Source organism: Stieleria varia (assembly GCF_038443385.1).
Taxonomy (GTDB): Bacteria; Planctomycetota; Planctomycetia; order Pirellulales; family Pirellulaceae; genus Stieleria; species Stieleria varia.
In genome coordinates, this window is sequence record NZ_CP151726.1 from 1,152,687 (window position 1) to 1,176,374 (window position 23,688).

Sequence of the window (23,688 nt, forward strand, 5' to 3'; positions counted from 1 at the left end):
ATGAGTGGACCAGTGATCACATGCCAAAACGTGACAAAATGTTTTGGAAAGACGGAGGTTCTCAGGGGTGTCGACCTGGAGGTTCCGCGGGGCGCCATCGTCGGCTTAGTGGGCACCAACGGCTCGGGCAAGTCCACGTTGATCAAGTGTCTACTTGGTTTACTGAAGGTTTCCTCCGGGACCGCTCGGATTCTCGGCGAAGACTCCTGGGACTTGTCGGCGAGCGTCAAGAACACGTTGGGATACGTGCCTCAGGAAATCAAGCTTTATCCATGGATGCGTGTCAGCCAAGTCATCGACTACACCGGTGCGTTCTATGAAAAATGGGATTCCTATCGATGCAACGAACTGCTGGAACAGTGGGAACTGGATGGTTCCAAATGGATCAAGACTCTCTCGGGCGGGCAGCTTCAGCGACTCGCTTTGGTGCTGGCGCTGGGGCACCATCCTTCGCTACTGATCTTGGATGAACCTGCCGCGAGCCTGGATCCTGTCGGGCGTCGGTCGTTCTTGAAATCGCTGCTGGAGATGAACGAGGATGGCGGGCAAAGCGTGCTGTTCTCCACGCACATTACGTCTGACTTGGAGCGTGTCGCATCTCACGTTGCATTCCTGCACGACGGTCGCGTGCAATTCTTTGGTGAGTTGGAGGAGTTGAAAGATCACGTCGGCGGCAACCTGGAGGACATCTTCCTGCAGATGAATCGCACGCCGGAGTTTGCAGGATTGAACCACGTGTCGGGAGATCAGAGCCATGTTTAAGCGAATGTGGATGATCGCGTTGGTCTGGCTTTATCGTCCCTTGAATTGGCTATTAGGATTGTTCGCAATCCTTTGCTTGATCCTCACAGCGTTCATGCTTGCGGAGGGACAAAGTTCGATTCGGCTACGCCCGGCATATCCGTCCGCGACTCAGCAGTGGCCGGCGGGCACCCTGCGCAATTCGGACCGATTCATGCAAGTCGTTCGGGATGGTGTCGCCGAGCCATCCGTTCGCGGACTTGATTTTGACGCCATGAATTGGCGAGAGCCAGGATCGCCATTGGCGGACTTGTCGCCCTGGGTGGACTCACTGGCATTGTTTCCCAAAGCACGTTGGGCGAAATTCTCCGGCAATCAATTGATGGAGATCGGACCGGATCGCCTGGCCAGACTCGCTGCCTTGGAGGCGATTGTCATCGAAGCATCAACGATCACTCAAGATGACATCGACAGCATTGCCGGAGCGAAAAACCTGCGATGGCTGGAACTGATCACGTTGGACATGCCCGCATCTCTGCAGTCGCTGCAGCAGTTGCCGCATCTGGAAACACTGGTGTTATCGCATGGTGATTTTACGATGACGGACGAGCCGATATCGAGTTTGTTCGCACGCGACCGGTTATCCGAAATCAGCCAACTGTCTGGCGTGCGTTCTTTGGTCTTGGACCCACAGTATCTCCCCGGGCGTGCTTTTTTTGCTGGCAGCAAGACCCCAGATCCGGCATGTGATCCCGTCATCAAAGAAAACGCGGGCGAGCTACTTTCCGGAATGCCCCCACTCAATCAGCTTTGGGTCGGCACATCACGCACCCGCAACGGTCCAGCTGAGTTGGCTCAACTACAGGCAAAGCTTCCTGGAGTGAACGTTCGATCCTCCAAGTACAACGAAAACAGCGTGATGCGACTGTCATTCACTGCGTTGTATTTCTTGATCTACATGGCGCTCGTGCTTTACAACATGCACGGACATTTTGCCCTGCCTCAGACGCGAGTCATTCCCCGACACGGATCATCTCACCTACGATTTGTATTGGGAGTGGTTACCCTCTGCGTCGTGATCATGACGTTGGGATTTTGGTCGGCGGGCAACGTTCATGTGCTGCCATCGCTAGGAATGATCCTGGCCATCGCCGCCTTGGCGCTGCTGTTCTGGGCATGCATTTCCTTGTGGATGATCGATCACCCTGGGCTCGGTTGGTTGCCGACGATCCTGATGATGCCAATCTTTCTGTTGATGGGCGGCCAGACCTTTCTAACGAACCATCTCCCTTCACTTGCACCTGCGATTGATCATTTCTTGATGGGGCATCAGTTGTGGTTGGCCGGCGTGATGATCCCAACGTTCATCGCAATGATCGTGTGGCTGGCGTCTCGCTTTGCCGGCGAAGATCGTTTGGTCGCGGAGAACGCATTGGCTCCAATGTTGACCATTTCTGACTTTCAAACACAGCAAGAAACGCTGACGTTTCGTCGACGAGGAAAGTACTTTGATCGGCAGTTCGCTGCTTGGCAACAACAATTGGCGACGGCGAGAAATGCAACCACAAGTTGGTTGCACCGAGTCCGTATGCAGTGGCTTGGTGACTCGATCATGACGCTGCGACAATGGTTGACGACGCTCGTCGTTGTGTCGTTTGTCATCTTCGGCTTGGATCGATTTGTCTGGAACTCCGATGAAGCGGGTCGGCACGGTCAGATGACATTCCTGTTTTTCATGATCCTGACCGTGTCCATCATGATTCCTTGTGTCTCGGGGATGGGGCGCAGAGAAATGCTGGGGCGCGAGTTATTGCACCCCACCAGTCGACTGCAATTGGTTCGAGACCGGATGCTGTCGATGACCGTCCGCTATGCCGTGATGTTTGCGACTTTGTTGCTCTGGGTGATCGTCGCTCGATCGATTCGCGGTCCCGAACTTTCCGTGGAATCAGTCGCGCGAATGGTCGTCGCTCTTTCGGGACTGACGATCGCGGCAACGGGACTATCCCTGTGGGTATCGATCTCGCGCAGCGTCGTGTTAGCAGCCATCCTGATTTGCGTGGGTGCCCCGGTGGTGATGTTGACGGCGTTGATCTGCATCGAACAGACAGGTGATGCCCCGAGAGATGTTGCGAGGTTTTTGACAACAGCGATTCACAACGTATGGCCTTACCTCGTGCTTTACACACTTGCGATTCTGCTCACCTGGACCGGATATCGACGTTGGATGTCGTGCGAGGTGGCGCGACAGTAAATCAGTGAACGACGCTGAGCGATTGCCTGCTGCCGAGGGACTGAACAAAAAAGCAGGGGCATAGCGAAGCGATGCCCTGGGGGAGAGGATCGTCGAGCATGCCCAGTCGGCGTGATCAAGCCTTGAAAAAATACTGCAGGATGTAGCGAGAGGGAGTGACAGGAGCCATTGTTTCACGCAGCCGTTACACGGTGATCCTCAGAAACCTGTTCACCCCGTCTCGATACATCCCAATGCCCTTTTGGCGGCTGAGAGGATCGATGCCGCAGGCGAAGAGTACATAACCATACTCCTGCCAAAACGGGATTCCAGTAGAGGATGCGTAAAATGCTGCCAACACCGCAAACTTTTTACTTGATTTTCACAGCACCCTACTTATAGGGTCGGCGCAGGGCGTTTTTCGATATCAGATCGATGACAGAAGTCGCTTTGGCGAGCGGATTCGCATTTGGAATCACTCGCTGACGACCAATTGTCGAGCTCGGCGTGCCAATTCCACGAACTCGTTTCGCAATCCGAAGGGGTCCTCGCCCCTAGATTCTTCCGCTGTCTGGATCACATCGCTCAGCGTCCACGATCCGGCCAGTGGACTGTTTCGCAATTTCATTCCGAATCCTGCCACGGCGGCGGCGAACCGCACATCCGTATCGGATTCTTCGAACGACTTGCCTGCGTCCTTCACAGCGAATTCGATCTTGGTGCTCGTGTCCGAGTCCGGTTGCTTGTACCGCAGACGCAATGTCAGCACTTCATCGCTCTTGGCGGCTTCCGTGGGCAGCGGCTTGGTTTGATAAGGCGACGGGTCCACCGGTTCGGGCGATGCATCGTTGCCCACTCCCTTGGGAACCAATTCGTACAAAGCGGTGACTTGATGTCCCGCACCGATCTCACCGGCATCTTTGCGATCGTCGTTGAAGTCCTCCTTGTTGAGCATCCGGTTCTCATAACCGATCAATCGATACTCGCTGATCTTCTCTGGATTAAAGACCACTTGAATCTTGACATCTTTGGCAATCGTCACGAGCGTTCCATTGGTCTGGTCCACCAACACCTTCTTCGCTTCGTTGACCGTGTCGATGAAAGCGTAGTTGCCGTTTCCGCGTCCACTGATCTGTTCCAGCATGGCGTCATTGTGGTTGCCCATGCCAAATCCGAGCACGGACAAGAACACGCCTCCCTTGGCTTCTCGCTCGACCATCCGCACCAGTTCGTCGGTGCTGGTCGTACCGACGTTGAAATCACCATCGGTGCACAAGATCACTCGATTGACTCCATCGGTGATGAAGTGCTCACGTGCGGTTTGATACGCCAATTGGATGCCGGAGCCGCCATCGGTGCTGCCGCCGGCGGAAAGCTGCGTGAGGGCCTTGTTGATTTTGTTGTTCTTTTTTGCCGAAGTCGCATCGAGCACCAAGCCGGCTGAACCCGCGTAGACGACGATCGAGATGGTGTCTTTTTGGTCAAGTTGACCGGCCAGCATTTTCATGCTCTGAACAACCAACGGCAGTTTGTTCGGTGCGTCCATCGAGCCGCTGGTGTCCAACAAGAACACGAGGTTGCACGGAGGACGTTGGTTGGGTCGCATCGTTTTGCCTTGGATGGCGATGCGGGCCAAGCGATGTTCGGGGTTCCATGGACAACTCGTGATCTCCATGTCCGCGGCGAACGGATGCGGCGACTCTGTTTCAGGAGCCGTGTAGTCGTACTGAAAATAGTTGACCAGTTCTTCGATACGCACCATGTCTGGTCGCGGCAAGGTGTTGGCGCGAACCAGGAAGTCACGGATCTTGCTGTAGCTGGCGGTATCGACATCAATGGAGAACGTGCTGATGTCTTCATCGGCCACGCGTTTGAATTCGTTTTCCGTGATCGTGTCGAACTTGTCTCCCGGGCGTCCCGGTCCCATGCCATCGGGCGTGGGAATGCTGTAGGGGGATTCTTGAGAGGGCAACTTGGGCGTCGGAATTGCATCCATGAATATTCGATTCACGGCACTTGCCCGTGCGCCGACAGCTGGCTGCTTGCTTAAAATCGCTTCGCCACCACGTTTCATCCGCATCCCTCCCTTCGTCATTTCTGGATCGGAGACAACGGGCGCCATCCCTGGAGTTGGTTGAAACGGAGCTGGTGTGGGACGGGCTGCTGATGTGGATGGCGTCGGCGTCGACGAGAACATATCAGCAGACGGCAACGGCTCTTCGGCGTATGGCTCGGCGGGCATCGCAGCGATGCTTTCGCTCGTTTCTGTCAGCCCAAAGGGCTCCGTGGCATCGTCATGGGGCGAATCGGCTTCCTTGTCAGACGGGATCGATGCGTTTTGCGGTTGGCTTCTCGACATTCCCGATGCAGGCACCATTGAAAGCTCTGCACCGTCGGTTGCGGAAGCACTGTCTTTCTTGAGTGAGCGACCGAGTCCATCCACAACTTGGGAATCTACGCCGAGTGGTTCAGCGGTCGACGTGGAGCTGGGTGGTGATACCGCCGCGCCCGTGGGTTGCTGCGACATCGCCGTCAGATGCTCTTTGTTCATTCCGATCCAGAACGGCAAGCCGACCAGCAACATCAAACCCGCCGCCGTGGTCAGGATCAACAACGGCAACCGCATGCGTGATGCTTCCGCGGTGACAATCGGTGTGGTACTGGCGGCAGCGGTCCCGCCGGTATCGCCGGTGGAGGAGGAGGCCAGTTGGTTTTCACTCGACAGGATCGTGGCGCGTCTGGCTTCATCCAGCGGCGGCGTTGTTTCTTGAGCAAACAACTGCGTCAACTGTGTGGTAACGTCCTTCGCTTGCTCGACAGCCTTGGCCAACGCGTCATTGCCATGCAGTTCCAGTTCGAACTGTTCGCGTTCCGCTTCTGACATTTCACCCAGTGCGTAGGTGGTGATGCGAGGATCCGCCCAAACTTCAGGATGTTTAGCACCTGTCGCGGGTGGTGTCGGGTCGGCAGAGTTTTGAGAGTTGGATTCGCTCATCGTATTGATTCACAAGAATGTGCGGTGGGTGGTTTGATTTCGCGGTTTGATTTCGCCTGACGGTGTGGCTTGTGGCGATGCCATCAAGGCGATACGGCGAGGGAATCTTTCAAGCTGCGAACGGCGGCGTGCAGATGAAATCCGACGTTGCTGACTGTCAGCCCGGTGACTTCCGCGATCTCGCGGTAGCTCAATCCGGCTTGCAGCCTCAGTCGGATCACCTCCTGTTGCCTGGGCGTCAACCGCTCGACTTCGAGCGCCAACTGGGATTGTTCCTCGTCGTCGGCGGCGGCGGTGCTCGCGTCGGGACGGGGGTCGGCAACCATCACCTCCGACGTGTCCATGGGCCTGGCTCGCTTGGTGCGTTGCATATCAATCACTCGTGTTCGGCATACGGAATACAACCAAGGCACGACACGATGTTCGATCTTCCGGCGATCTTCGCGACAGAGCCTCAGAAACGTTTCCTGCACCGCGTCCTGCGCCCCCTGCCAGTCACCCCCGAGCATTCGCTGGGCATATGCCAGCAAAGCACGTTCATGGGTGCCCACCAAATCCGTCAGCACGTCATCGGGCCATGAAGCGTCACTGCCATGCCGGCCATGGGCATCATGGTTGGCAGCGGCGGAGACATCGGGGGGCCCGGTGGCAGCGTCTGGAGTGGACATGTGTGGTGAAGACAAGGAGAAAGAACGCGGTTCAATGAATCTGTTCAGTAGACACACGAGCGGCCTGGGTGATTTGTTAGGGCGTGCAACAGAAAACTACCAGAAAGTTCTTCACTTGACCTGGAAACCGCCTCGGAGCTATCACTGAACGCGTCCGAGTCGGAGTGCCCGAAGCGACGTTTTTCGCAGAAACCGCATCCCGCGGTGAACGTCCACACACCACCTCTGCTGCAAATAAAAAATCAAACCACGGAAGGTTTTTGAAATGGCTCAGCCCACCACGAGTGTCCCTCTTTTGGACATCAACCGCGATAATCGTCCTCATCGTGAGGAATTCATCGAAGCCATCACGGCGGTACTCGACAGCGGCCGTTTTCTGTTCGGCCCCGACGTGGTCGAACTGGAAAACGAGATCGCCCAGTACAGCCAAGCCGAGAACGCCGTCGGCTGTGCCTCAGGCAGCGATGCACTGCTGCTGGCCCTGATGGCTTTGAACATCGGACCGGGTGATGAAGTCATCGTGCCGAGTTTCACATTCTTTGCATCGGTCAGTTGCATCGTGCGACTGGGTGCCACGCCGGTCTTTGTTGACATCTGCCCTGATACCTTCAACGTCGACCCCGAGTGCATCGCAAACGCGATCACGCCACAGACCAAAGCGATCATTCCCGTTCACTTGTTCGGACAGTGTGCACAAATCGATCGAATCTGCCAGATCGCTGCCGAGAATGACATTCCTGTCATCGAGGACGCCGCACAAGCGATCGGGGCAGCGTATCACTCACGTCCGGCGGGCAGCTGGGGACTGGTGGGGTGCTTCAGTTTTTACCCGACCAAGAACCTCGGCGGCATGGGCGACGGCGGAATGATGACCAGCAATGACGCTGCCATCGCAGATCGGCTGCGGTTGTTGGCCGGTCATGGAATGCGACCTCGCTACTACCACCAAGCCGTGGGGATCAACAGCCGCTTGGATACGTTCCAGGCAGCCGTGTTGAGAATCAAATTTCGACACCTCAATGACGCGGTGAAGTCTCGTGCAAAGATCGCCGAGCGATACATGCGGATGTTGAAAGACGCAGGTTTGGTCGGTCCCGATCAAATCGTGTTGCCGACCGTTGACGAAAACGCGTTCCATGTCTGGAACCAATTCTCTATTCGCGTGATCGGCGGACGTCGCGATGCCTTGAAAGCTCACTTGAGCGAAAACGGTGTCGGCAGCGAAATCTATTACCCCGTTCCCATGCACCAACAAGAATGCTTCCGTGACATCAAACACGATCGCAACGCGTTGGTCGAAACCGAACGGGCCAGCTTGGAAATCTTGAACCTGCCGATCTTCCCATCGATGACGAGCAGCGAACAAGAAATCGTCGTCGATACGATCCGCAACTACTACGCCGCCGGTGCCAAAGCCGGTGAAAAGGCCGCTGCGTAGTCGCTGCGTAGTGCTTTGTCACAGCTGAGAATTAGGGATGGCTCAATCAGCCGCAGCGCGATAGCGTCCGGTTTTCCCGACGGAACCGTAAGCTAGCGCTCAACGGCTGACCCTAAGATTGAATCGTGACACAGCACTAGTGCTGCGATTTTGAATTGACCTTGATTGGAAACGATGCAAATACCAGCACCAAGCGCAAGCGAGTGAACAAAACGCCGTGAATCACTCGCTTGCGATTCGTGCTGGTATCAAAGCTCAACTCGCGTTCTTGGCACGCCAGACTGACGCTGTGGTTATCACTGAATGATTGGCGATCTCCATCTCGCTGGCGTTCAACGTCGCGGCGGTGGGAAGAAAGGCGGTGGTGGCGGTGAGCGTCGCCCGCCGCGCCCGCCTCGCGGAGGACCACCAGGAAATCCGCCTCCCGGTGGCGGCCCGTGTCTCATGAACGATTCATCGGGCGTGCCTCGAAACAAACGTGGTATGTACGGAAACTGCTGCGTCACCACATAGTGATAAATGCCCTCGGGATACTCCGGCGTGACTCCGATGCGGCCGTTGCACTCATCCAGATCTCCAGCACCGGCAACGTACTCCCAGTCCTGGACGAAGCGACCATCGTAGGTCCCTCCTGGCCCTGCCTCGCCGCTGGTTCGCTGGCCTTTGCGGACACGATAGCTGCTGACAAGTTGTTTCATCGGTGACTTGAGATCCCCGGCATCCGAGTGTCCTTGATCGTTGTAGATCGGAAAGCCGTCCGCCGCGTAGCCGATCAACAGCATCTCTGGTTTCTCGGTTTCCTTGCTCAGCGTCTCCAGCAACAGTCGGGGTGTTCCGTGGTAGTGATAGGCACCTGTTGGCTGCACATGACCGTTGCTTTGGTCCAAACCAAGATCAACCACACCTCCCAAGGCTTCGTATTGCCAACCTGAACGCCGATCGCGATTCCAAAACTCGGCCGCGCCGGGATCCAGTGGCACGCCGTTGATCGCCACGCCGAATGGATGCATCTGTAATGGTGTGGTCTTTTCAGCGACCTTCGGAGCGACGGGGACTCGAAAGCGGTGTGACTGAGCGGAAATACGATTCGGGTTGCGCGGGCCTGGAAACTGTCCCGTTTTGTGGTTCGGCAAGCCATCCGACTCGATCACGCGGAAATCCCCTTCGATGCCAATCGTGACGTGCCCAGCGGCAACCGATTGATGTGAATGTTCGTCAGCATGAGATTCGGTACCGATATCGTGGCCATGAGCAGCGTGACCGGAGGACAGCAAGACGACCAAGATCATCCCGGTGAATCCGGTAACGACACCAGCCTTGTTGAATCGAGCGTGAAAGCGAGCAGGCACGGCATGAAACCTTGATTTAGAATGGAGTTGATCATTACACCTGATAGCGTGAACGGCTATCCTTGCGGAATTCCACTGTCATCGGATCGGCATCGATCCATTTGTGGCAACTTTTTCAATTCCCCGTGGATCCAGCGGGGCCGATCCGTTACCAAGCTTGGAGCGATTTGTGCAATCGGCGTCATCAAACGATCGCAGTGAACCGCCAGACCAGTCGGCCGATAAATCGGAGCCGAATGACACCGCGCACAGCCAGCCCGATCCACTGGTCCTGGAGCGATTGCGGATCGAGCCCGCCGCAGTGCTCGCCGATGCGTTCGCTGCGGAACACGATCGACTTTGGCAACTGGCAATGTTTCGCATGGACCACCGAATTGCCGGACGTGTCGACGCGGATGATGTCTTGCAGGAATCATTCTTGGCTGCCGAGAAACGCGTCCAACACTATCTGAAATCACCCAAGTGCTCGTTATTCGTTTGGCTTCGCATGATCGTCACGCAAACGTTGGTCGACATTCATCGCCGGCATTTCGGTGCGGATATGCGTAGCGCGGCTCGCGAAGTCAGCTTCGGCGGCCCCCAACTCCCCGAATCCACTTGCGTGTCGATCGTTCGTCAATTGACCGGCAGCCAAACGTCCCCCAGCGGCGTGATGATGCGTGAGGAATCGACGATGGCTTTGGAAAAAGCGATCAGCGAAATGCCAGCCCTGGACCAGGAGACCATCGCCCTGCGTCACTTCGAAGGACTCAGCAACAGCGAAACCGCAGAAGTCCTCGGAATCAGCGTGACTGCGGCGAGTAACCGCTACGTTCGTGCACTGGCGAGATTGCGAGATATCCTGGAGGCTTGGGAAAACAGCGACAAGAACAAACCTGCTGGTGACGATGCCCCCCATTCAACCCACTGACGAAAGCAGCGCCGAGGAATCAGCATCGCAGCGATGGTGCGATGCCGATTCAGGGTCCTTCTCGTCGTCCTCGGCCGATGGGCTGCGCAATCCGGTTGAGTCCCTCGCGTCACAATGGTTGCAACGTGTGCGTCAGAGCGAAAGCGATCCTCGTGCAAATCACTTGGATGTCGCCACGGCGAACGGACCGACACCGACCGGTTCATCGGACGACGATACGGCAGACGTGGCGGCCAAACAACTCAGCGACCTGTTGCCGGTGCTGAAACGACTGGAGTCCGCTCGTCGTCAAAACGCGCAGCGACCATCCGGTCTCGCGTCCCTGGGTTCCAAACGACCAGAGCGTCTGGGCGACTTTCGCATCATTCGCCAAATCGGTCGCGGCGGCATGGGCGTGGTGTTCGAGGCCGAGCAGATTTCGTTGGGCAGAACCGTGGCGATCAAGGTGCTGCCGCAATCGATGTTGCAGGAGGACAAGCAGGTCCAGCGTTTTCATGTGGAAGCCCAATTTGCCGCTTCGCTGCACCACACCAATATCGTTCCGGTCTTTGGATTCGGCGAAGACGCCGGGTACCACTTTTACGTGATGCAACGCATCAATGGACAGGGATTGGATCGTGTCCGACTCTCCGGCAGCCCTTTGGACGTGGACTTGGTGATCAAGATCGGCAAGCAAGCCGCATCGGCACTCCACTACGCCCATCGGCAAGGTGTTTTGCATCGAGACGTCAAACCGGCCAACCTGCTGTTGGATCAAGACGACAATCTTTGGATCACCGACTTCGGTGTCGCCAAAGCGATCGAGTCGGTCGGCCAAACACGCACCAACGACGTGGTCGGGACGTTGCGATACATGGCGCCTGAGCATTTCCTTGGTTCCGCCAATCCTCGCAGCGATGTCTACAGCCTGGGGTGCACGCTCTACGAATTGCTGGCCGGACACCCCGCGTTTGATGATGAATCCATCCGTGCCGCACTGGTCCGCCGCATGCCCGTCGAAGCGGCCGCACCGATCCGCAAGATCAATCGCAGCGTCCCCCGTGACCTGGAGACGATCCTGAACAAAGCGATGGCGGCTGATGAATCCGATCGTTACCAGGATGCCGGCGAGTTGGCCGATGACTTGGAGCGATTGGCCAATGGCGATCCCATTCACGCTCGCCGACACTCGCCCCTGGAACTGACGCTTCGATTCGCCAAGCGGAAACCGGCCGTCGCCGCGTTGACCGCGCTCTCGACACTCTTGCTTGCTGCAATCGCGTTGACCTCCACTTGGGGTTACCTCCGCAACCAAAGTCTGCTGAGCGACGCGGTCGCATCGCGCGCCGCGGCTCGATCGACGGCCACCGTGGCAACCGATGCGTTGGATCAACTGTTCGCCCGATTTGCGGGAGACGATTTGCTCAGCGACATCATGCGGTCCTCCAACGGCGAGATCTCCAGTTCGTCCGCCATCACACCGGCGGTCAGCCCCGAGACGGCGGCCATCTTGCAGGACCTGTTGGGTTACTACGATCGGATCGCAAAGATGCAGTCGTTTGATTCCGTCGTTCAAGCAACCGAGGATGTCGACGAATTGGACTTGCACACCATGCAGTCCGCCGCGACCGCCAAGTTTCACATCGGCAGCATCCATTGGCGACTGGGACGATACTACGCCGCTGCCAACGCCTTCAAACTTTCACTGGCCGATCATAGGATGCTCGATCGAGCCAGCGGGCAATCGTCGACGGTTGAGTCGGTTGTACGACAAGTCGGTTTGCTCAACAGAATCGCATTGGCCTTGTATCAGTTGAGCGATCACGAAGACGCCGACCAGTACATCGAGCGCGCGTTGAACCTGATTGATCAATCTCCCGCTGATATCGCCAAGACACCCGCCTGTCGTTTCGCCAAGGCGAGATCGCACTACCTGCTCGGTTTCCACTTGCGTCCGGGGATGACCGCCGATTCCATGCCGTCCGCCATCATGGTCAACTCGATCGCTGCGGGGCGAGACCGCCTTGCACCACCGGGCCGCCCCGGATTCAATTCCCCACCCCGTCGACGTCCACCGCCCGATAAGTTCGGCGATCTCTTTGATCCTGGTTTTGATCCCGAGTCGTTGTTCGACCGAGCCAGTGATGTCACATCCGCGGATCCTGAGAGGAAATCTCCCGGCGGCAACCTTATGGCCCGTGCAGATGCCGCAGAACATCTAGCGACCGCCACGGAAATTCTGCGGCGACTGGTCGATGAGTATCCCGATCGGCCTGCCTATTCCTTGCAGTTAGCGATCACACTGCGAGAGCAAGCCGTTGATGTGTTGATGCCTGAGTCCTCCGAACAATCACAAGCCGCGGATCAGGCGATCGAGATCTTGGATGTTCTGCAAACGCAGTTTCCTGAGAACACTCAAATTCGCTGGGAGCGAATCCGTACACTTGCCGACATGAACGTGTTTCGAGTCACCGATGCAACCAAGCAGCAGGAGGGACTCAAGCGAATCATCCAAGCCGCAGCGTCACTGGACGCTTTGATCAGTCGCTACCCGGGTATTGATGCCTACCAGTCGCAACACGCACACATGGAGTTCAAACGTGGCACCCTGTTACGGCTCGCCGCAGAGAACGATGGGCGTCGCCGGCGTGAAGACATCGACTTTCAAATCTCTCTCGCGTTTCGAAATGCGGCGGAAAGCATGGCCGCGGTCGTATTAAGAAACCCAGATGCGAGAGGTTTTCAAGCATGGCATGCGACTTTCCAAATGTGGCTCGGTGACAGCCTGCGACGCATCGGTGAAGGAACCGAAGCGGTCGAGCAGTTTCGCCAAGCCAACGAGACATGGAAATCACTCGCCGAGAAAAGCGATGCGCCAATCATCCAACTCGGCATGCAACACACCGACGACGCACTGGTCGACCTCCTCACCGAAGCCTTCTAGCCCCCGCGCTGGTGTCCCGCCTTCAGGCAGCCGAGCCATGGGGCAATCGCGGCTGATCCCTGATCACTTGCCGCACATCTTTTCCGGTGCATCGGCACCTCACCTTTTACCCGGACCTAAGCTTAAAAATCCCGGCCGTGGGGATGCCCGCGCTGCTGAACCGTCTAACTTCTCGGCGCCAAAAACGATTCAACCCCTGCAATCAGAACTTTCCGGCCTCGCAACCTTCATCGAATACTTCATCCGTGCGCCCAGACCTGTCCACTGCCGCAAAACAGACCTTTCAGGTCGTTGCCCTTTTGGCGACGGTGTTGGTGGTAGGCATTCACTACAAATCCGACATTCCGGACTCGGATTCGGTTGCGATGGCAACCTGGAACCAGCTCACGCAAGAGTTCCTGTTTGGTGGCATAGCACGGGTCTCCGTCCCGTTGTTCGCTTTCGCCGCAGGGTTCTTCTATTTCCGCAGCCATGACGGCAGCCTCGCTTGTTCGATTCAAAAATGGCGTCAACGGGGTCGCACCGTCGCATTGCCTTATTTCCTCGTTGCAAGTCTGGCGATGTTCAGTTGGTTGATGATCCGCCGCATCAGTGGAGAGTCTGTGGACTGGACCTGGATGCATTTCATCGGTCAGTGGTTACTGCATCCACCCGCAGAACAACTCTGGTTTCTACGTGACTTGATGGTACTGGTCACGCTCGCACCGATCATCAATTGGCTGGGTCAGTCAGGACGTCGTTGCTACGTTGCCCTCGGCACGCTCGCGGTCGCATGGGCAGCGAATTGGCAACCATTTCCGACCCTGTTTGGTTGGCATGTGCTGCACATCGAGACGTTGTTCTTTTTCGTCGCAGGCATGGTCGCGTTGCGGCACATTTCATGGCTGGAATCAACATGCCAATTTCGGACGCAAACGATAAGTGTGTTGCTGGGCCTTTGGTCGACCCTGTTGGTCGTACGGATCTGTATCCGCCCGGACTTTGACATCTGGTACATCCATCGTTGCGGGTGGAGCGATCTGCTGTTGCACAAGGCATCGATCCTGATCGGTTGCGTTGCGTTGTTTGCCCTCTGCTCACGGGTTCGTCATTCGGCATTGACGCGGCTTTCCGGCGCGTCTTTCTTCGTCTTTCTTTTTCACGAGTTTCCTTTGCGTGCCGTCGCCCATCGATTGGTGGAGCGAATGGGTGACACGACGAATTCGTGCTGGTACCTCACACCGTTGGTATTGCTGATTTGTTTCGGCGGTGCGAGTCTCATGAGCCACTGGTTGCCGGCTTGGTTTGCTTTCCTGACCGGTGGCCGAACACCGCACCGAGCCACGTCGATCGTTGGCGTAGTAAGAACAAATGACTCTGCCTCGCAACGCTGCAACGCCGGATAGAGAATCATCATGGGATTTTTGACGTTTCTGTTTGCCATTGCAGCACTGGTTTGGACGATTCCTATCGTCCGTGCCGGGCGAATGTTTTTGATGCCGTTGGCGATACTGGCGGTGGGGACCGTCCTTGGTCCCGCCTTCTTTGCAATCGACGGACCGATCCAACTGAGTCTGGACCGCGTGTTGTTCTTTCTGATGGTTGCCCTGTCCGTGATCGCATGGCGAACCGGTCAAATCAGCATGCCGAAGCTCAATCGCGTGGACTACCTCGTGATCGCAACTGTCGTTTGGTTCTATTGGAGCGCGATCAGCGGTGGCACTTCGCCCAGTTCCTCGCCGACCGCGCGATGGTTGTTTTACATTGCCATGCCGGCGGGCATGTATGCGATCGCGCGTGTGATGCCGGTCAAGCCCCAGGACATTCGCTGGTTGCTGATTGGGTCTTGCGGTTTGGGGGTCTATCTCTCTGGCACCGCAGTTTTAGAGATCAGCGGAATTCACGGACTTGTATTCCCGCGGTTCATTGTCGATCCCGAAGTCTGGGAGTTCTACGGTCGTGGCCGTGGTCCCTTGCTCAATCCGTCGGGCAACGGGATTGTGATCAGCATCGCGTTGGCCGCCGCCACGATCGGCTTCATGAGCGTACCTGGACGCAAGAAAACGGTGTATGCCATTCTGATGCTGTGCACGTTGCTAGGCGTCTATGCGACGTTGACTCGCAGCGCGTGGATGGGTGCCGTCGCGGTCGTCGCGGTGATGGCGTTGTACCACGCACCGCGTTGGGCTCGCGTGCTGGCGATATCATCGGGATTGATTCTTGGTGGGCTGTCAGCGACCGACCTGAAAGACCAGTTCATGCAAATGAAACGTGACAAGAATCTGACGGCATCGGATGCGGAAAAGTCCGTGCAACTTCGTCCCTTGTTGGCCATCGTCGGCTGGGAGATGTTCCAGGATCGGCCGATCGTCGGTCATGGCTTTGGTCACTACATGGAAAAAAACGGGCCGTACTGTGACGATCGCAGCTACGACATGCCACTCCCAGAAGCACGACCGTACAACCAACACAACGTCTTTCTATCGGTCTTGGTCGACACTGGCTTGGTAGGCTTTTCGTTCTTTGGCGGTTGGTTCGCCATGTTGATTTTCACCAGTCTGCAACTGGTACGAAACCGTCTCGCCGCACCGGAAGTAAGACAGATGGGCTGGCTATTGTTGGGCACGATCTTGGCATACACATGCAACGGCATGTTCCAAGATGTCTTGATCATCCCGATGGTACACATGTACCTATTCTTTCTCGGCGGACTGGCGGTCACGGCATTGCAAACCCGACTACGGCCCTCTTCCCAGAATGAAAGCCCCGTACGTCAGCCTTTCCAGGTTGATACTTTCCCCCCACGTACGTCAGCCTTTCCAGGCTGACATTCACACCTGTACGTCAGTCTTTCCAGACTGACATTCACACCTGTACGTCAGTCTTTCCAGACTGACATTCACACCCATGTCAGGCTAGAAAGCCTGACGTACGAACCTCTGCCCGACACATCCCTGCCTGAAACGGTACACTGCCCTTACGTTTCACCCTCGCAGAGAGCGAAACCCGAGCACTTGAATCCGATGCGCAAGGACACCCACTGATGCAGAAACTCGTCGACGGCATTCACAAATTCCAGCGAGAAGCTTTCAGTGTTGACGAAAAGCTTTTCGAGACGCTTGTCCGAGGTCAGGATCCACTCGCCTTGTTCATCACTTGTGCGGACTCACGGATCGTCCCCAGTCTGTTGACGCAAACCAATCCAGGTGAGTTGTTCATCCAGCGGACTGCCGGCAATATCGTGCCTGCATATGGAACCGTGTTCGGCGGCGAAGCGTCGACGATCGAGTACGCGGTCACGGCGCTGAAGGTCAAAGACATCATCATTTGCGGCCATTCTCATTGTGGTGCGATGGCCGGGGTGTTGCATCCAGAGAAACTCGATGGGATGCCGGCCGTCCAAGCTCATCTGCAACATGCCGACGCGACTCGTGAGATCGTCGAGAAAAATTACCAGCACGTGACGGATCCGGCCGAGCGTTTGATGTTGGCGGTGGAAGAAAACGTCTTGGTTCAACTGGAGAACTTGCGGACCCATCCATCGGTCGCCGCCGCGATCGATCAGGGAGACTTGAAACTACACGGTTGGGTGTATGAGTTCGAGACCGGGAAAGTCTTTGCGTACAACCCACAGTTCAGCCAATTCGTGCCCTTGGATGCCGCGCCGCAATCCATCGTCGAAATGGACGCCGCACTGCCACCGATCTAACCTGAACCAAAACCGGGTCGTAGAATTTTGATCCCTGCAATGAACAAGATGCGGAGTGCGATCCGTTGTCCCGAGCCCAGATGATTCCTGTCAAGAACGCCGAGAGGTATTTGCTCCCATGAACGCAATCAGCAGATTTCTGGCTTCGGAAATATACGCCGTTGCCGGTGCATCCAATCGTCAGCACAAGTACGGCAACAAAGTCTTTCGCGCACTACTGGCCTCTGGACGCAAGACATACCCGCTGAACCCGGCCCAGGATGAGATCGAGGGGCACAAGGCTTACCCGTCGATCTCTGAGTTGCCGGTTGTTCCGGCAGCACTCTCGATCATTACCCCGCCCGAGGTCACTCGTCGAGTGGTCGCCGACGCGATCGAGGCCGGGGTGAAACACATCTGGATGCAGCCCGGCGCCGAAGACGAACAGGCGAGCGAATCTGCACGCCAAGCCGGCATCAACGTCATTGACGACGGCAGTTGCATCCTCGTGCTCTTGGCTCGTCAATCATGACGCGCTTTCGACGAGCCAATCAGCCCAATGCAATCAGCCCAATGCAATCAGCCCAATGCAATCAGCCCAGCAGTTTGGCCAGTGTGGTAGCAAGATCTCTCAGGGCATCCTGACTGGGCAACGTGATCTTCAACTGCGGCCGTCCTTGTTCATCGGTGTCGATTGCTTTGGACAATTGCTCGGTAAGTCGATCCACCGTTTCGGACTTTGCCGCATTGGCATCGTCCCCACCGATCAAGCTGCCAGCGAGCGTGAGCGCCGCTGAGACAAGGTCTCCGGTTGCTTTGGAAACACTTTCTCGGCGTTGACTCAATTGCTGAATCTCTGCTTCGACCCGCCGCTGATTGCTTTCGTCCACTGGAGCGGCGAGCTTTGGCAACGCCATTTTCTCCAGGCGACGTCGCAGGTCGTCCGTGCTACTGCTCACCGCGACTTCACCGACATCGCTGTCGATGTCCAGCGATGCATTGGCCAGTTCCTGTTTGGATGCCAGTGTGTCCAGCAGTTCTTCTTCGATCGTTCCCGCAGAGACCATGTTGTAGATGTGCACGGGATTCTTTTGTCCCATGCGGTGGGCACGGGCGATTCGTTGCTCCAGCACGGCGGGGTTCCACGGCAAGTCGCAATTGATGACGACGTTGGCGGACTGCAGATTCAGCCCGGTGCTGCCGGCGTTGGTCATCAGGATCACTCGGCACTCGGGATCGTCCTGGAACTTTGCCACGATCGGCGGCCGTTTCTTTTGCGGTACACTGCCGTCCAGCCGAACGTAATCACATCCGATTTCGTCCAACCGTTTCTCCACGCGGTCCAGCATTCGTTTCCATTCGGAGAATAGAACAATCTTGCGTGACGGATCGTCGATCAAGCCTTGCAACAGTTCTCCGAGTCGTTCCAGCTTGCTGCTGTACTCGGGTTCTTGCTGGTTCACCAGGAATGTACTGTCGCAGGACATCCTCGCCATCGCGAGGGCACGCCGCAAACGCAGCAGGTCCATTTCGGTCAAGTATTTCTTACCCACGATCTGCGCCACGACCTGCATCTGACCGGCGTGGATCTCCATCTGTTCATCGGTCGGGGTCACGCGGACGATTTCGTCGGTGCGTTCGGGCAACTGCTTGGAGACTTCGCCACGTGTGCGACGCAGCAGGATCGGCTGCAGCGTCTTGCGCAGTTCGTCCAAGCGGTAGTAGCCGATGGTCTTGCCATTGTCGTCGACCACGCGGTGACGATTAAAGAATTTGAATGCGGAGCCGAGTCGATGCTCATCGACGAAGCGGGCGACGGTAAACAGTTCGCCGAGATTGTTTTCCAATGGCGTGCCCGACAACACCAAGCGGAACGGGCTTCGCAAAGACCGGATCACATTGCTGGTCTTTGACTCCCAGTTCTTGATCCGTTGTCCTTCATCCAGAATGATCAAATCCCAATCGACCGACTCGATCGGCTCCAAGTCACGCAGGACTTGCTCATAGTTGCAAACGGTAAAGAACGTGTCGCTGCGGTATTGTTCACAGCGTTCGGCCGCGGTTCCCAAGACGACTTGTACGCTGCGGCCACAGAACCGCGCGACCTCGGTCCGCCACTGGCTTTTCAAGGACGCGGGGCAAACGACCAGGACTCGCTTGATATCCGCCATGCGTGAGAGCAATTCGGCGACCCCGATGCCTTGGATCGTCTTTCCCAGCCCCATGTCATCGGCCAAGATGGCTCGACCGGCGGAGGCGGCAAACGCGATGCCGTCCATTTGATACGGCAGCAGTTCGGCGCTGAGCAACTCGGTCCGCAGCGGATGGCCGTGCGGGTTTTGGCGAATCTCAGCACACTGGCGCGTCAATTCATTCTGTAGCAGTTGGCGTTGGATGAAATCTTCCGCATCGGGATAGATGGTCACCTCTCTGCCATTGGACTCCAATGCTTCGATGCGGTGCATCACGTCGACTGCGTCAGTGGATGATACATCCACCAAGTCGCCAACGATTTCTTCGATCGCGGGGTTGCGACGAGTGGGAACGTTGAAACGGAGGCCAAAATCGTCGCCGTATTGCAAACGCAACGAAACGTGTTTTCGTTTGTACGGTGTCGATATCGCGGCAACACTGAATCGTTTGGACGCCTTGCCCAGTGCGTGCAGGATGTGCTTGCACGTGCCCAGCCCGTTGGTGCGGAAATCGGGGCAGGAACAGTAGGACTGATGCGGCTCGGTTCCCCGCAACGCCACGCGGTAGGATTTGCCCGTGTTGTGACTGGTCAACACATAGTCTGCCCACGGGGTGCTGGCATCGCTGCTGCGAACTGTCATCGGTTCTTCGGCCGCCCGCTTTTCTCGCTCCGCCAACGCGCGTGCATGCAGTTCATCCTCGGTCAAATTTTCCAAGGGCACGGACTCATCCGGCGGAACGGCAAGCCCCAGGACGCTCTTGGCATCGAGCAAATAAGACAGCGCGGCGCCGAGGTGATGGCAGGGGGCATCACAGTGGTCGCAATTGTGCTGGATCTGTTTCGCACGGGCAGATTGCAAAGTCAGCGTGACGATCGCGGTCCCTACACGCGGCGGAGCGTCATCGGCGTCCAAATCACGTTTGTCCGAATCACGGACTTTGACTCGCAGCAAGTCGCCGCCGAGGAAAACATCTTGGCCGGGATCGATTTCCGTGAATCGATCGCCCAGACGCATCAGCTTGGCGCCCTCGTCACCCAGTTTTTGGCACGCCTGGTGGTAGGTCAGCGAGCCCAGTCGCTGGTGGAAGACGTTGACCTTCTTTTTTCGAGGGTCGGGTTTGCTGGTCGTTTTCTTGCCGTTGCCCTTCTGACGCGTCGTTTGAGTCTTTGTGGAGGCCATCGCCATTGATTCCTTGCTATTGCCCAAGATTGTCCCGTACCGCACTGTCCCATGCCATGGCAAATATTGGAGCGATTCACGGCTGATCGATCAAGCGACATCGGGGGTTCCAACCGCTGATGCAAATCAGATTCTTTGATTAAACTGCCGCCCATGAACAAACGACTTACGAAAATCAGCAAGTATTTGAGCTTCGTCCTGAAGCACCATCCCGATGCCATCGGCCTGAAACCGGATCCATGGGGCTGGATCAATATCGAAGAATTGGTTGCCAACGCAGATGCCAACGGAAAATCGATCACGGCCCAGCAAGTCAAAGACGTCGTCGCGCAGAGCGAAGTCCAGCGTTTTTTGCTGAGCGACGACGGCCTTTCGATTCGTGCCTGCTAGTAACCGAGAGTTTTCACCGTGCCGCTGTCGCCCATTCCCATTCCTGATTCCATCACGCAGTTGCCCATCCCTGGGCAGACTGAGCAGTTGATCGACACCGCTTATGAGCGGATCGAAGCGTTCATGCTGTCCGATCAAGAGGTCATCGAGAACTTTGTGAATTGTGATTTTCATTTGATCGCTCAGTCGATCGAGTGGATCTTTGAAAACCATTTGTTGGCAGGCAACCGCTTCTGCGAATGGGGATGCGGATTCGGCGTGGCCGCCATGCTGGCCGCGGCTCGTGGCATGGAGTCGGTGGGCATCGAGATCGAATCGGTCTTGGTGGAGCAGTGCGAGGACTTGGCCGAGCTGGTCGACAATGCCGCGGAGTTCTATTGCGGCAGTTTTGTGCCACGCGATGTTCCCGGCTTGACCGATCTGGCCGCCGAAATGAAGCACGTCGATGTTCAGGAAGGCGACATTTATGATGAGATCGGCTTGTCGATCAACGACTTCGATCTCTTCTTTGCGTTCCCCTGGCCGGGCGAACACGAATTCTTTGAAGCCATCTTTGAAGCTTGCGCGGCCGACGGTGCATTGCTGCTGACCTATCGAGGCCGCGAGGGGACTCATTTACTGCGGAAAGTGGGCTGACGCGGATTATCCATTAGCCGAAACGCGATAGCGTCCGGTTCCCGATTACAGGCGTGAGAACCGGACGCTATCGCGTGGCGGCTGATATGTGCAGACTGATTCCGTACCAATCCGCGTAAGCCGTTTCGTGCAAACGTATTGCGAAGACTGTAGTGAGTCGCGTGAATCATCCGGGCCTAGCGGATCGCTTTTCAGAGAAGTTCGCCGACGTTCAATACCGTCATTGCGAAAATGAGACCTCTGGACGGTCTGCTAAAGTGAACGTGTCTGGCTTGGATCACGCCAAATGAAAGCCGAGCGGCCTGATCGCTTGACCTGCGGTCGACAAAGCGAGTGCCGCGATCAAACTTAGGCGTGTTGCTCAATGAAATTGGCGATCGCAGGAATTGGCGCTGACAGTAAATCTTTCTTCCCTCAACCTCGGAGTCCGACGTGTATCCTGTGGAAATGGTGTCTAGGTTTCGCTGTTTGGTTGCCATCGGTTTGGTTTCCGCCTGCGTTATTGTGTCGGCAGACGATTGGCCTCAGTTTCGAGGAACAAACGCCGATGGAATCGCTGGTTCGACATTGCCCACGCAGTGGGCTGCTGATGAGGGCGAAACTCAGAACATCAAATGGCAGGTGCCGATCCAGGGCGAAGGCTGGTCGTCGCCCATCATTTCGAACGGCCAGATCTTTCTCACGGCAGCCGTCCCTGTCGACGAGGACAAAGCAGATGCTGCGAAGCCGACTGAATACAGTGGGGGTGGCGGATCGCGGCGAGATGACTTGACGTCAACTACCTTTCACTACGACGTGATCTGCTTGGATGCGGCCACCGGCAAAGAAAACTGGCGTCGTACGGCCAAACAAGGTCGACCGCCCATGCCCCGCCACAGCTCCAACACGTACGCAACCGAAACCCCCGTCACCGATGGCAAGTCGATCTTTGCTTACTTCGGGATGAACGGAGTCTATTGTTACGATCTCGCCGGCGAGCTGCGTTGGCAAAAGGACTTGGGTTCGTTCGAGATGCGGGCCGGCTGGGGAACGTCCAGTTCGCCTGTTTTGTTCGACGGCAAACTTTACATTCAAGTCGACAACGAAGAACAGTCGTTTGTTATCGCGTTGGACGCGGATTCCGGAGAAGAAGTCTGGCGAGTCAATCGAGAAGAAAAATCTCAATACAGCTCTCCGATCATCTGGACCAACAGCAAACGAAGCGAACTGATCGTCGGTGGAGTGGTCTACCGATCCTACGATCCGATGACCGGCGACTTGCTGTGGCAGCTCGACATGGAGAAAGGCCGCAGCTCGGCGACACCGATCGCCGTCGGTAATCGTCTGTTCGTCGGCACCGAATTGCGTAACCGTGGTGGCGATGACGACGGCGGCGGATTCTTGTTCGCCATCAAGCCGGGCGGATCCGGCGATATCACTCCGCCCAACGACGCGACCGACAGCGAATTTATCGCCTGGAAAACGGACTCCAGCGACATTCAAATGGCATCGCCCACTTTCTGTGACGGACATCTCTATTTCTTGGAGCGACGCGCAGCCAGCGTCACCTGCGTGAACGCGGAAACGGGCGACATTGCTTACAAACAGCGAATTCGCGGAGCCCGGGCGTTCTGGGCGTCGCCTTGGTCGGATGGCAAAAACGTCTATTGCTTGGACACAGGCGGAACGACCTACGTCATCGCAGGTGGTGCCGCGTTTCGACTCGTCAGCGAAAACGTGATCGATGAACAAGCGTGGTCGACTCCGGGCATCGCCGACGGTGCGATCTACCTGAGAACCCTCAGCCATCTCTACAGCATCGCTGAACCATCTAAATCAAGCGAGTGAGGCGTTGACCGTTTCCTTTTCAATCGTGGGCGGTTACAAAGACAACTTGTCGGACAGCACGTAATCACTCCTCGATTCAAGAATCACACCATGGCCAAAAAGAAATCCAAAGTCGCAAAGAAGGTTGCCGCCAAAAAGGTTGTTGCCAAGAAGGACGCCGCAAAACCATCGCCCGTCGAACCTGATGCTGTCGTAGACGCTGCGGAATCCAGACCTGCGGCATCCAAACCTGCGGAGAAGAAGAAAGCCGTCAAGAAGGCTGCCAAGAAGAAGTCGACGAAAAAACAGCCGATGACGCTGGGCGACATTTACGACCAAGTGTCACGGAAAGCGGATACCCAGGGCGTGAAGATCAATGTTGCCGAAACCAAACGCGTGATGGCATGTTTCTTTGACGTGCTGGAAGACTACAAGCCCGTTGACGCATTCGATTTCATCGCCAAAGGCCTCAAGCGCGCCGGCACCCGCCGTCGCTAAAGTACGTCAGCCTTTCCAGGCTGACATGCACCCGTACGTCAGCCTTTCCAGGCTGACATG

17 protein-coding genes are annotated in these 23,688 nt (G+C 56.5%); 13 read left to right on the forward strand and 4 right to left on the reverse strand.

Annotated features, from left to right (window positions below; translation table 11 throughout):
• Both Pla52nx_RS03985 and Pla52nx_RS03990 read left to right on the forward strand, forming a co-directional pair.
• Entirely contained in the window at window positions 1–762 is a 762-nt protein-coding gene (locus Pla52nx_RS03985) for an ABC transporter ATP-binding protein (RefSeq protein WP_146518384.1), read from the forward strand.
• Entirely contained in the window at window positions 755–2,995 is a 2,241-nt protein-coding gene (locus Pla52nx_RS03990) for a hypothetical protein (protein ID WP_146518385.1), read from the forward strand. Before Pla52nx_RS03985 ends, Pla52nx_RS03990 begins: the two co-directional genes overlap by 8 nt.
• 454 nt (window positions 2,996–3,449) lie before the next feature.
• On the opposite strand, the gene Pla52nx_RS03995 is transcribed toward Pla52nx_RS03990, so the two are convergent.
• Together Pla52nx_RS03995 and Pla52nx_RS04000 are read right to left on the reverse strand one after the other, a co-directional pair.
• Window positions 3,450–5,969, reverse strand: coding sequence for a VWA domain-containing protein (locus tag Pla52nx_RS03995; protein ID WP_146518386.1), 2,520 nt, complete (start codon window positions 5,967–5,969; stop codon window positions 3,450–3,452).
• Window positions 5,970–6,052: 83 nt separating this feature from the next.
• The gene (locus Pla52nx_RS04000; protein ID WP_146518387.1) at window positions 6,053–6,637 is read right to left on the reverse strand and encodes an RNA polymerase sigma factor; all 585 of its coding nucleotides are present in this window, start codon (window positions 6,635–6,637) and stop codon (window positions 6,053–6,055) included.
• Between the two features lie 265 nt (window positions 6,638–6,902).
• Here Pla52nx_RS04000 and Pla52nx_RS04005 point away from each other — a divergent pair, with 265 nt between their 5' ends.
• The gene (locus tag Pla52nx_RS04005) at window positions 6,903–8,075 is read left to right on the forward strand and encodes a DegT/DnrJ/EryC1/StrS family aminotransferase (RefSeq protein WP_146518388.1); all 1,173 of its coding nucleotides are present in this window, start codon (window positions 6,903–6,905) and stop codon (window positions 8,073–8,075) included.
• A gap of 332 nt (window positions 8,076–8,407) precedes the next feature.
• Here Pla52nx_RS04005 and Pla52nx_RS04010 read toward each other — a convergent pair whose 3' ends face one another.
• On the reverse strand, window positions 8,408–9,424 hold the full coding sequence (locus tag Pla52nx_RS04010) for a YHYH protein (RefSeq protein WP_197454274.1): 1,017 nt from the start codon (window positions 9,422–9,424) through the stop codon (window positions 8,408–8,410).
• Between the two features lie 103 nt (window positions 9,425–9,527).
• Here Pla52nx_RS04010 and Pla52nx_RS04015 point away from each other — a divergent pair, with 103 nt between their 5' ends.
• From Pla52nx_RS04015 to Pla52nx_RS04040, 6 genes are all read left to right on the forward strand, one after another.
• Window positions 9,528–10,334 (forward strand): sigma-70 family RNA polymerase sigma factor, encoded by an 807-nt coding sequence (locus Pla52nx_RS04015; protein ID WP_146518389.1) that lies wholly within the window; start codon window positions 9,528–9,530, stop codon window positions 10,332–10,334.
• Window positions 10,312–13,257 carry a serine/threonine-protein kinase gene (locus tag Pla52nx_RS04020; RefSeq protein ID WP_231741747.1) on the forward strand — a complete coding sequence of 982 codons (2,946 nt, stop codon included), beginning with the start codon at window positions 10,312–10,314 and terminating at the stop codon, window positions 13,255–13,257. Before Pla52nx_RS04015 ends, Pla52nx_RS04020 begins: the two co-directional genes overlap by 23 nt.
• Window positions 13,258–13,502: 245 nt before the next feature.
• On the forward strand, window positions 13,503–14,642 hold the full coding sequence (locus tag Pla52nx_RS04025) for an acyltransferase family protein (protein WP_197454275.1): 1,140 nt from the start codon (window positions 13,503–13,505) through the stop codon (window positions 14,640–14,642).
• A gap of 9 nt (window positions 14,643–14,651) precedes the next feature.
• On the forward strand, window positions 14,652–16,064 hold the full coding sequence (locus Pla52nx_RS04030; RefSeq protein ID WP_146518392.1) for an O-antigen ligase family protein: 1,413 nt from the start codon (window positions 14,652–14,654) through the stop codon (window positions 16,062–16,064).
• A gap of 215 nt (window positions 16,065–16,279) precedes the next feature.
• Window positions 16,280–16,945 carry a carbonic anhydrase gene (locus Pla52nx_RS04035; RefSeq protein ID WP_146518393.1) on the forward strand — a complete coding sequence of 222 codons (666 nt, stop codon included), beginning with the start codon at window positions 16,280–16,282 and terminating at the stop codon, window positions 16,943–16,945.
• Between the two features lie 118 nt (window positions 16,946–17,063).
• Complete coding sequence (locus Pla52nx_RS04040) at window positions 17,064–17,456, forward strand: CoA-binding protein (protein WP_146518394.1); 393 nt, start codon at window positions 17,064–17,066, stop codon at window positions 17,454–17,456.
• 61 nt (window positions 17,457–17,517) lie between these two features.
• Here the strand turns inward: Pla52nx_RS04040 and Pla52nx_RS04045 are convergent, their stop codons facing one another.
• Window positions 17,518–20,298, reverse strand: coding sequence for a DEAD/DEAH box helicase (locus tag Pla52nx_RS04045; RefSeq protein ID WP_146518395.1), 2,781 nt, complete (start codon window positions 20,296–20,298; stop codon window positions 17,518–17,520).
• Between the two features lie 153 nt (window positions 20,299–20,451).
• Between Pla52nx_RS04045 and Pla52nx_RS04050 the strand changes: the two genes are divergently transcribed.
• From Pla52nx_RS04050 to Pla52nx_RS04065, 4 genes are all read left to right on the forward strand, one after another.
• Complete coding sequence (locus Pla52nx_RS04050; protein ID WP_146518396.1) at window positions 20,452–20,688, forward strand: RNA 2'-phosphotransferase; 237 nt, start codon at window positions 20,452–20,454, stop codon at window positions 20,686–20,688.
• Window positions 20,689–20,706: 18 nt separating this feature from the next.
• Window positions 20,707–21,324, forward strand: coding sequence for a hypothetical protein (locus Pla52nx_RS04055; protein WP_146518397.1), 618 nt, complete (start codon window positions 20,707–20,709; stop codon window positions 21,322–21,324).
• 450 nt (window positions 21,325–21,774) lie between these two features.
• Entirely contained in the window at window positions 21,775–23,151 is a 1,377-nt protein-coding gene (locus tag Pla52nx_RS04060) for a PQQ-binding-like beta-propeller repeat protein (RefSeq protein WP_231741707.1), read from the forward strand.
• Between the two features lie 90 nt (window positions 23,152–23,241).
• Window positions 23,242–23,628 carry a hypothetical protein gene (locus tag Pla52nx_RS04065; RefSeq protein WP_231741709.1) on the forward strand — a complete coding sequence of 129 codons (387 nt, stop codon included), beginning with the start codon at window positions 23,242–23,244 and terminating at the stop codon, window positions 23,626–23,628.
• Window positions 23,629–23,688 lie beyond the last annotated feature (60 nt).

Coding starts and splice junctions, on each gene's coding strand:
- Pla52nx_RS04020 (WP_231741747.1), top strand. CDS start 10,312: ATGCCCCCCATTCAACCCACTGACGAAAGCAGCGCCGAGGAATCAGCA.
- Pla52nx_RS04050 (WP_146518396.1), top strand. CDS start 20,452: ATGAACAAACGACTTACGAAAATCAGCAAGTATTTGAGCTTCGTCCTG.
- Pla52nx_RS04005 (WP_146518388.1), top strand. CDS start 6,903: ATGGCTCAGCCCACCACGAGTGTCCCTCTTTTGGACATCAACCGCGAT.
- Pla52nx_RS04040 (WP_146518394.1), top strand. CDS start 17,064: ATGAACGCAATCAGCAGATTTCTGGCTTCGGAAATATACGCCGTTGCC.
- Pla52nx_RS03995 (WP_146518386.1), bottom strand. CDS start 5,969: ATGAGCGAATCCAACTCTCAAAACTCTGCCGACCCGACACCACCCGCG.
- Pla52nx_RS04045 (WP_146518395.1), bottom strand. CDS start 20,298: ATGGCCTCCACAAAGACTCAAACGACGCGTCAGAAGGGCAACGGCAAG.
- Pla52nx_RS04065 (WP_231741709.1), top strand. CDS start 23,242: ATGGCCAAAAAGAAATCCAAAGTCGCAAAGAAGGTTGCCGCCAAAAAG.
- Pla52nx_RS03985 (WP_146518384.1), top strand. CDS start 1: ATGAGTGGACCAGTGATCACATGCCAAAACGTGACAAAATGTTTTGGA.
- Pla52nx_RS04035 (WP_146518393.1), top strand. CDS start 16,280: ATGCAGAAACTCGTCGACGGCATTCACAAATTCCAGCGAGAAGCTTTC.
- Pla52nx_RS04000 (WP_146518387.1), bottom strand. CDS start 6,637: ATGTCCACTCCAGACGCTGCCACCGGGCCCCCCGATGTCTCCGCCGCT.
- Pla52nx_RS04030 (WP_146518392.1), top strand. CDS start 14,652: ATGGGATTTTTGACGTTTCTGTTTGCCATTGCAGCACTGGTTTGGACG.
- Pla52nx_RS03990 (WP_146518385.1), top strand. CDS start 755: ATGTTTAAGCGAATGTGGATGATCGCGTTGGTCTGGCTTTATCGTCCC.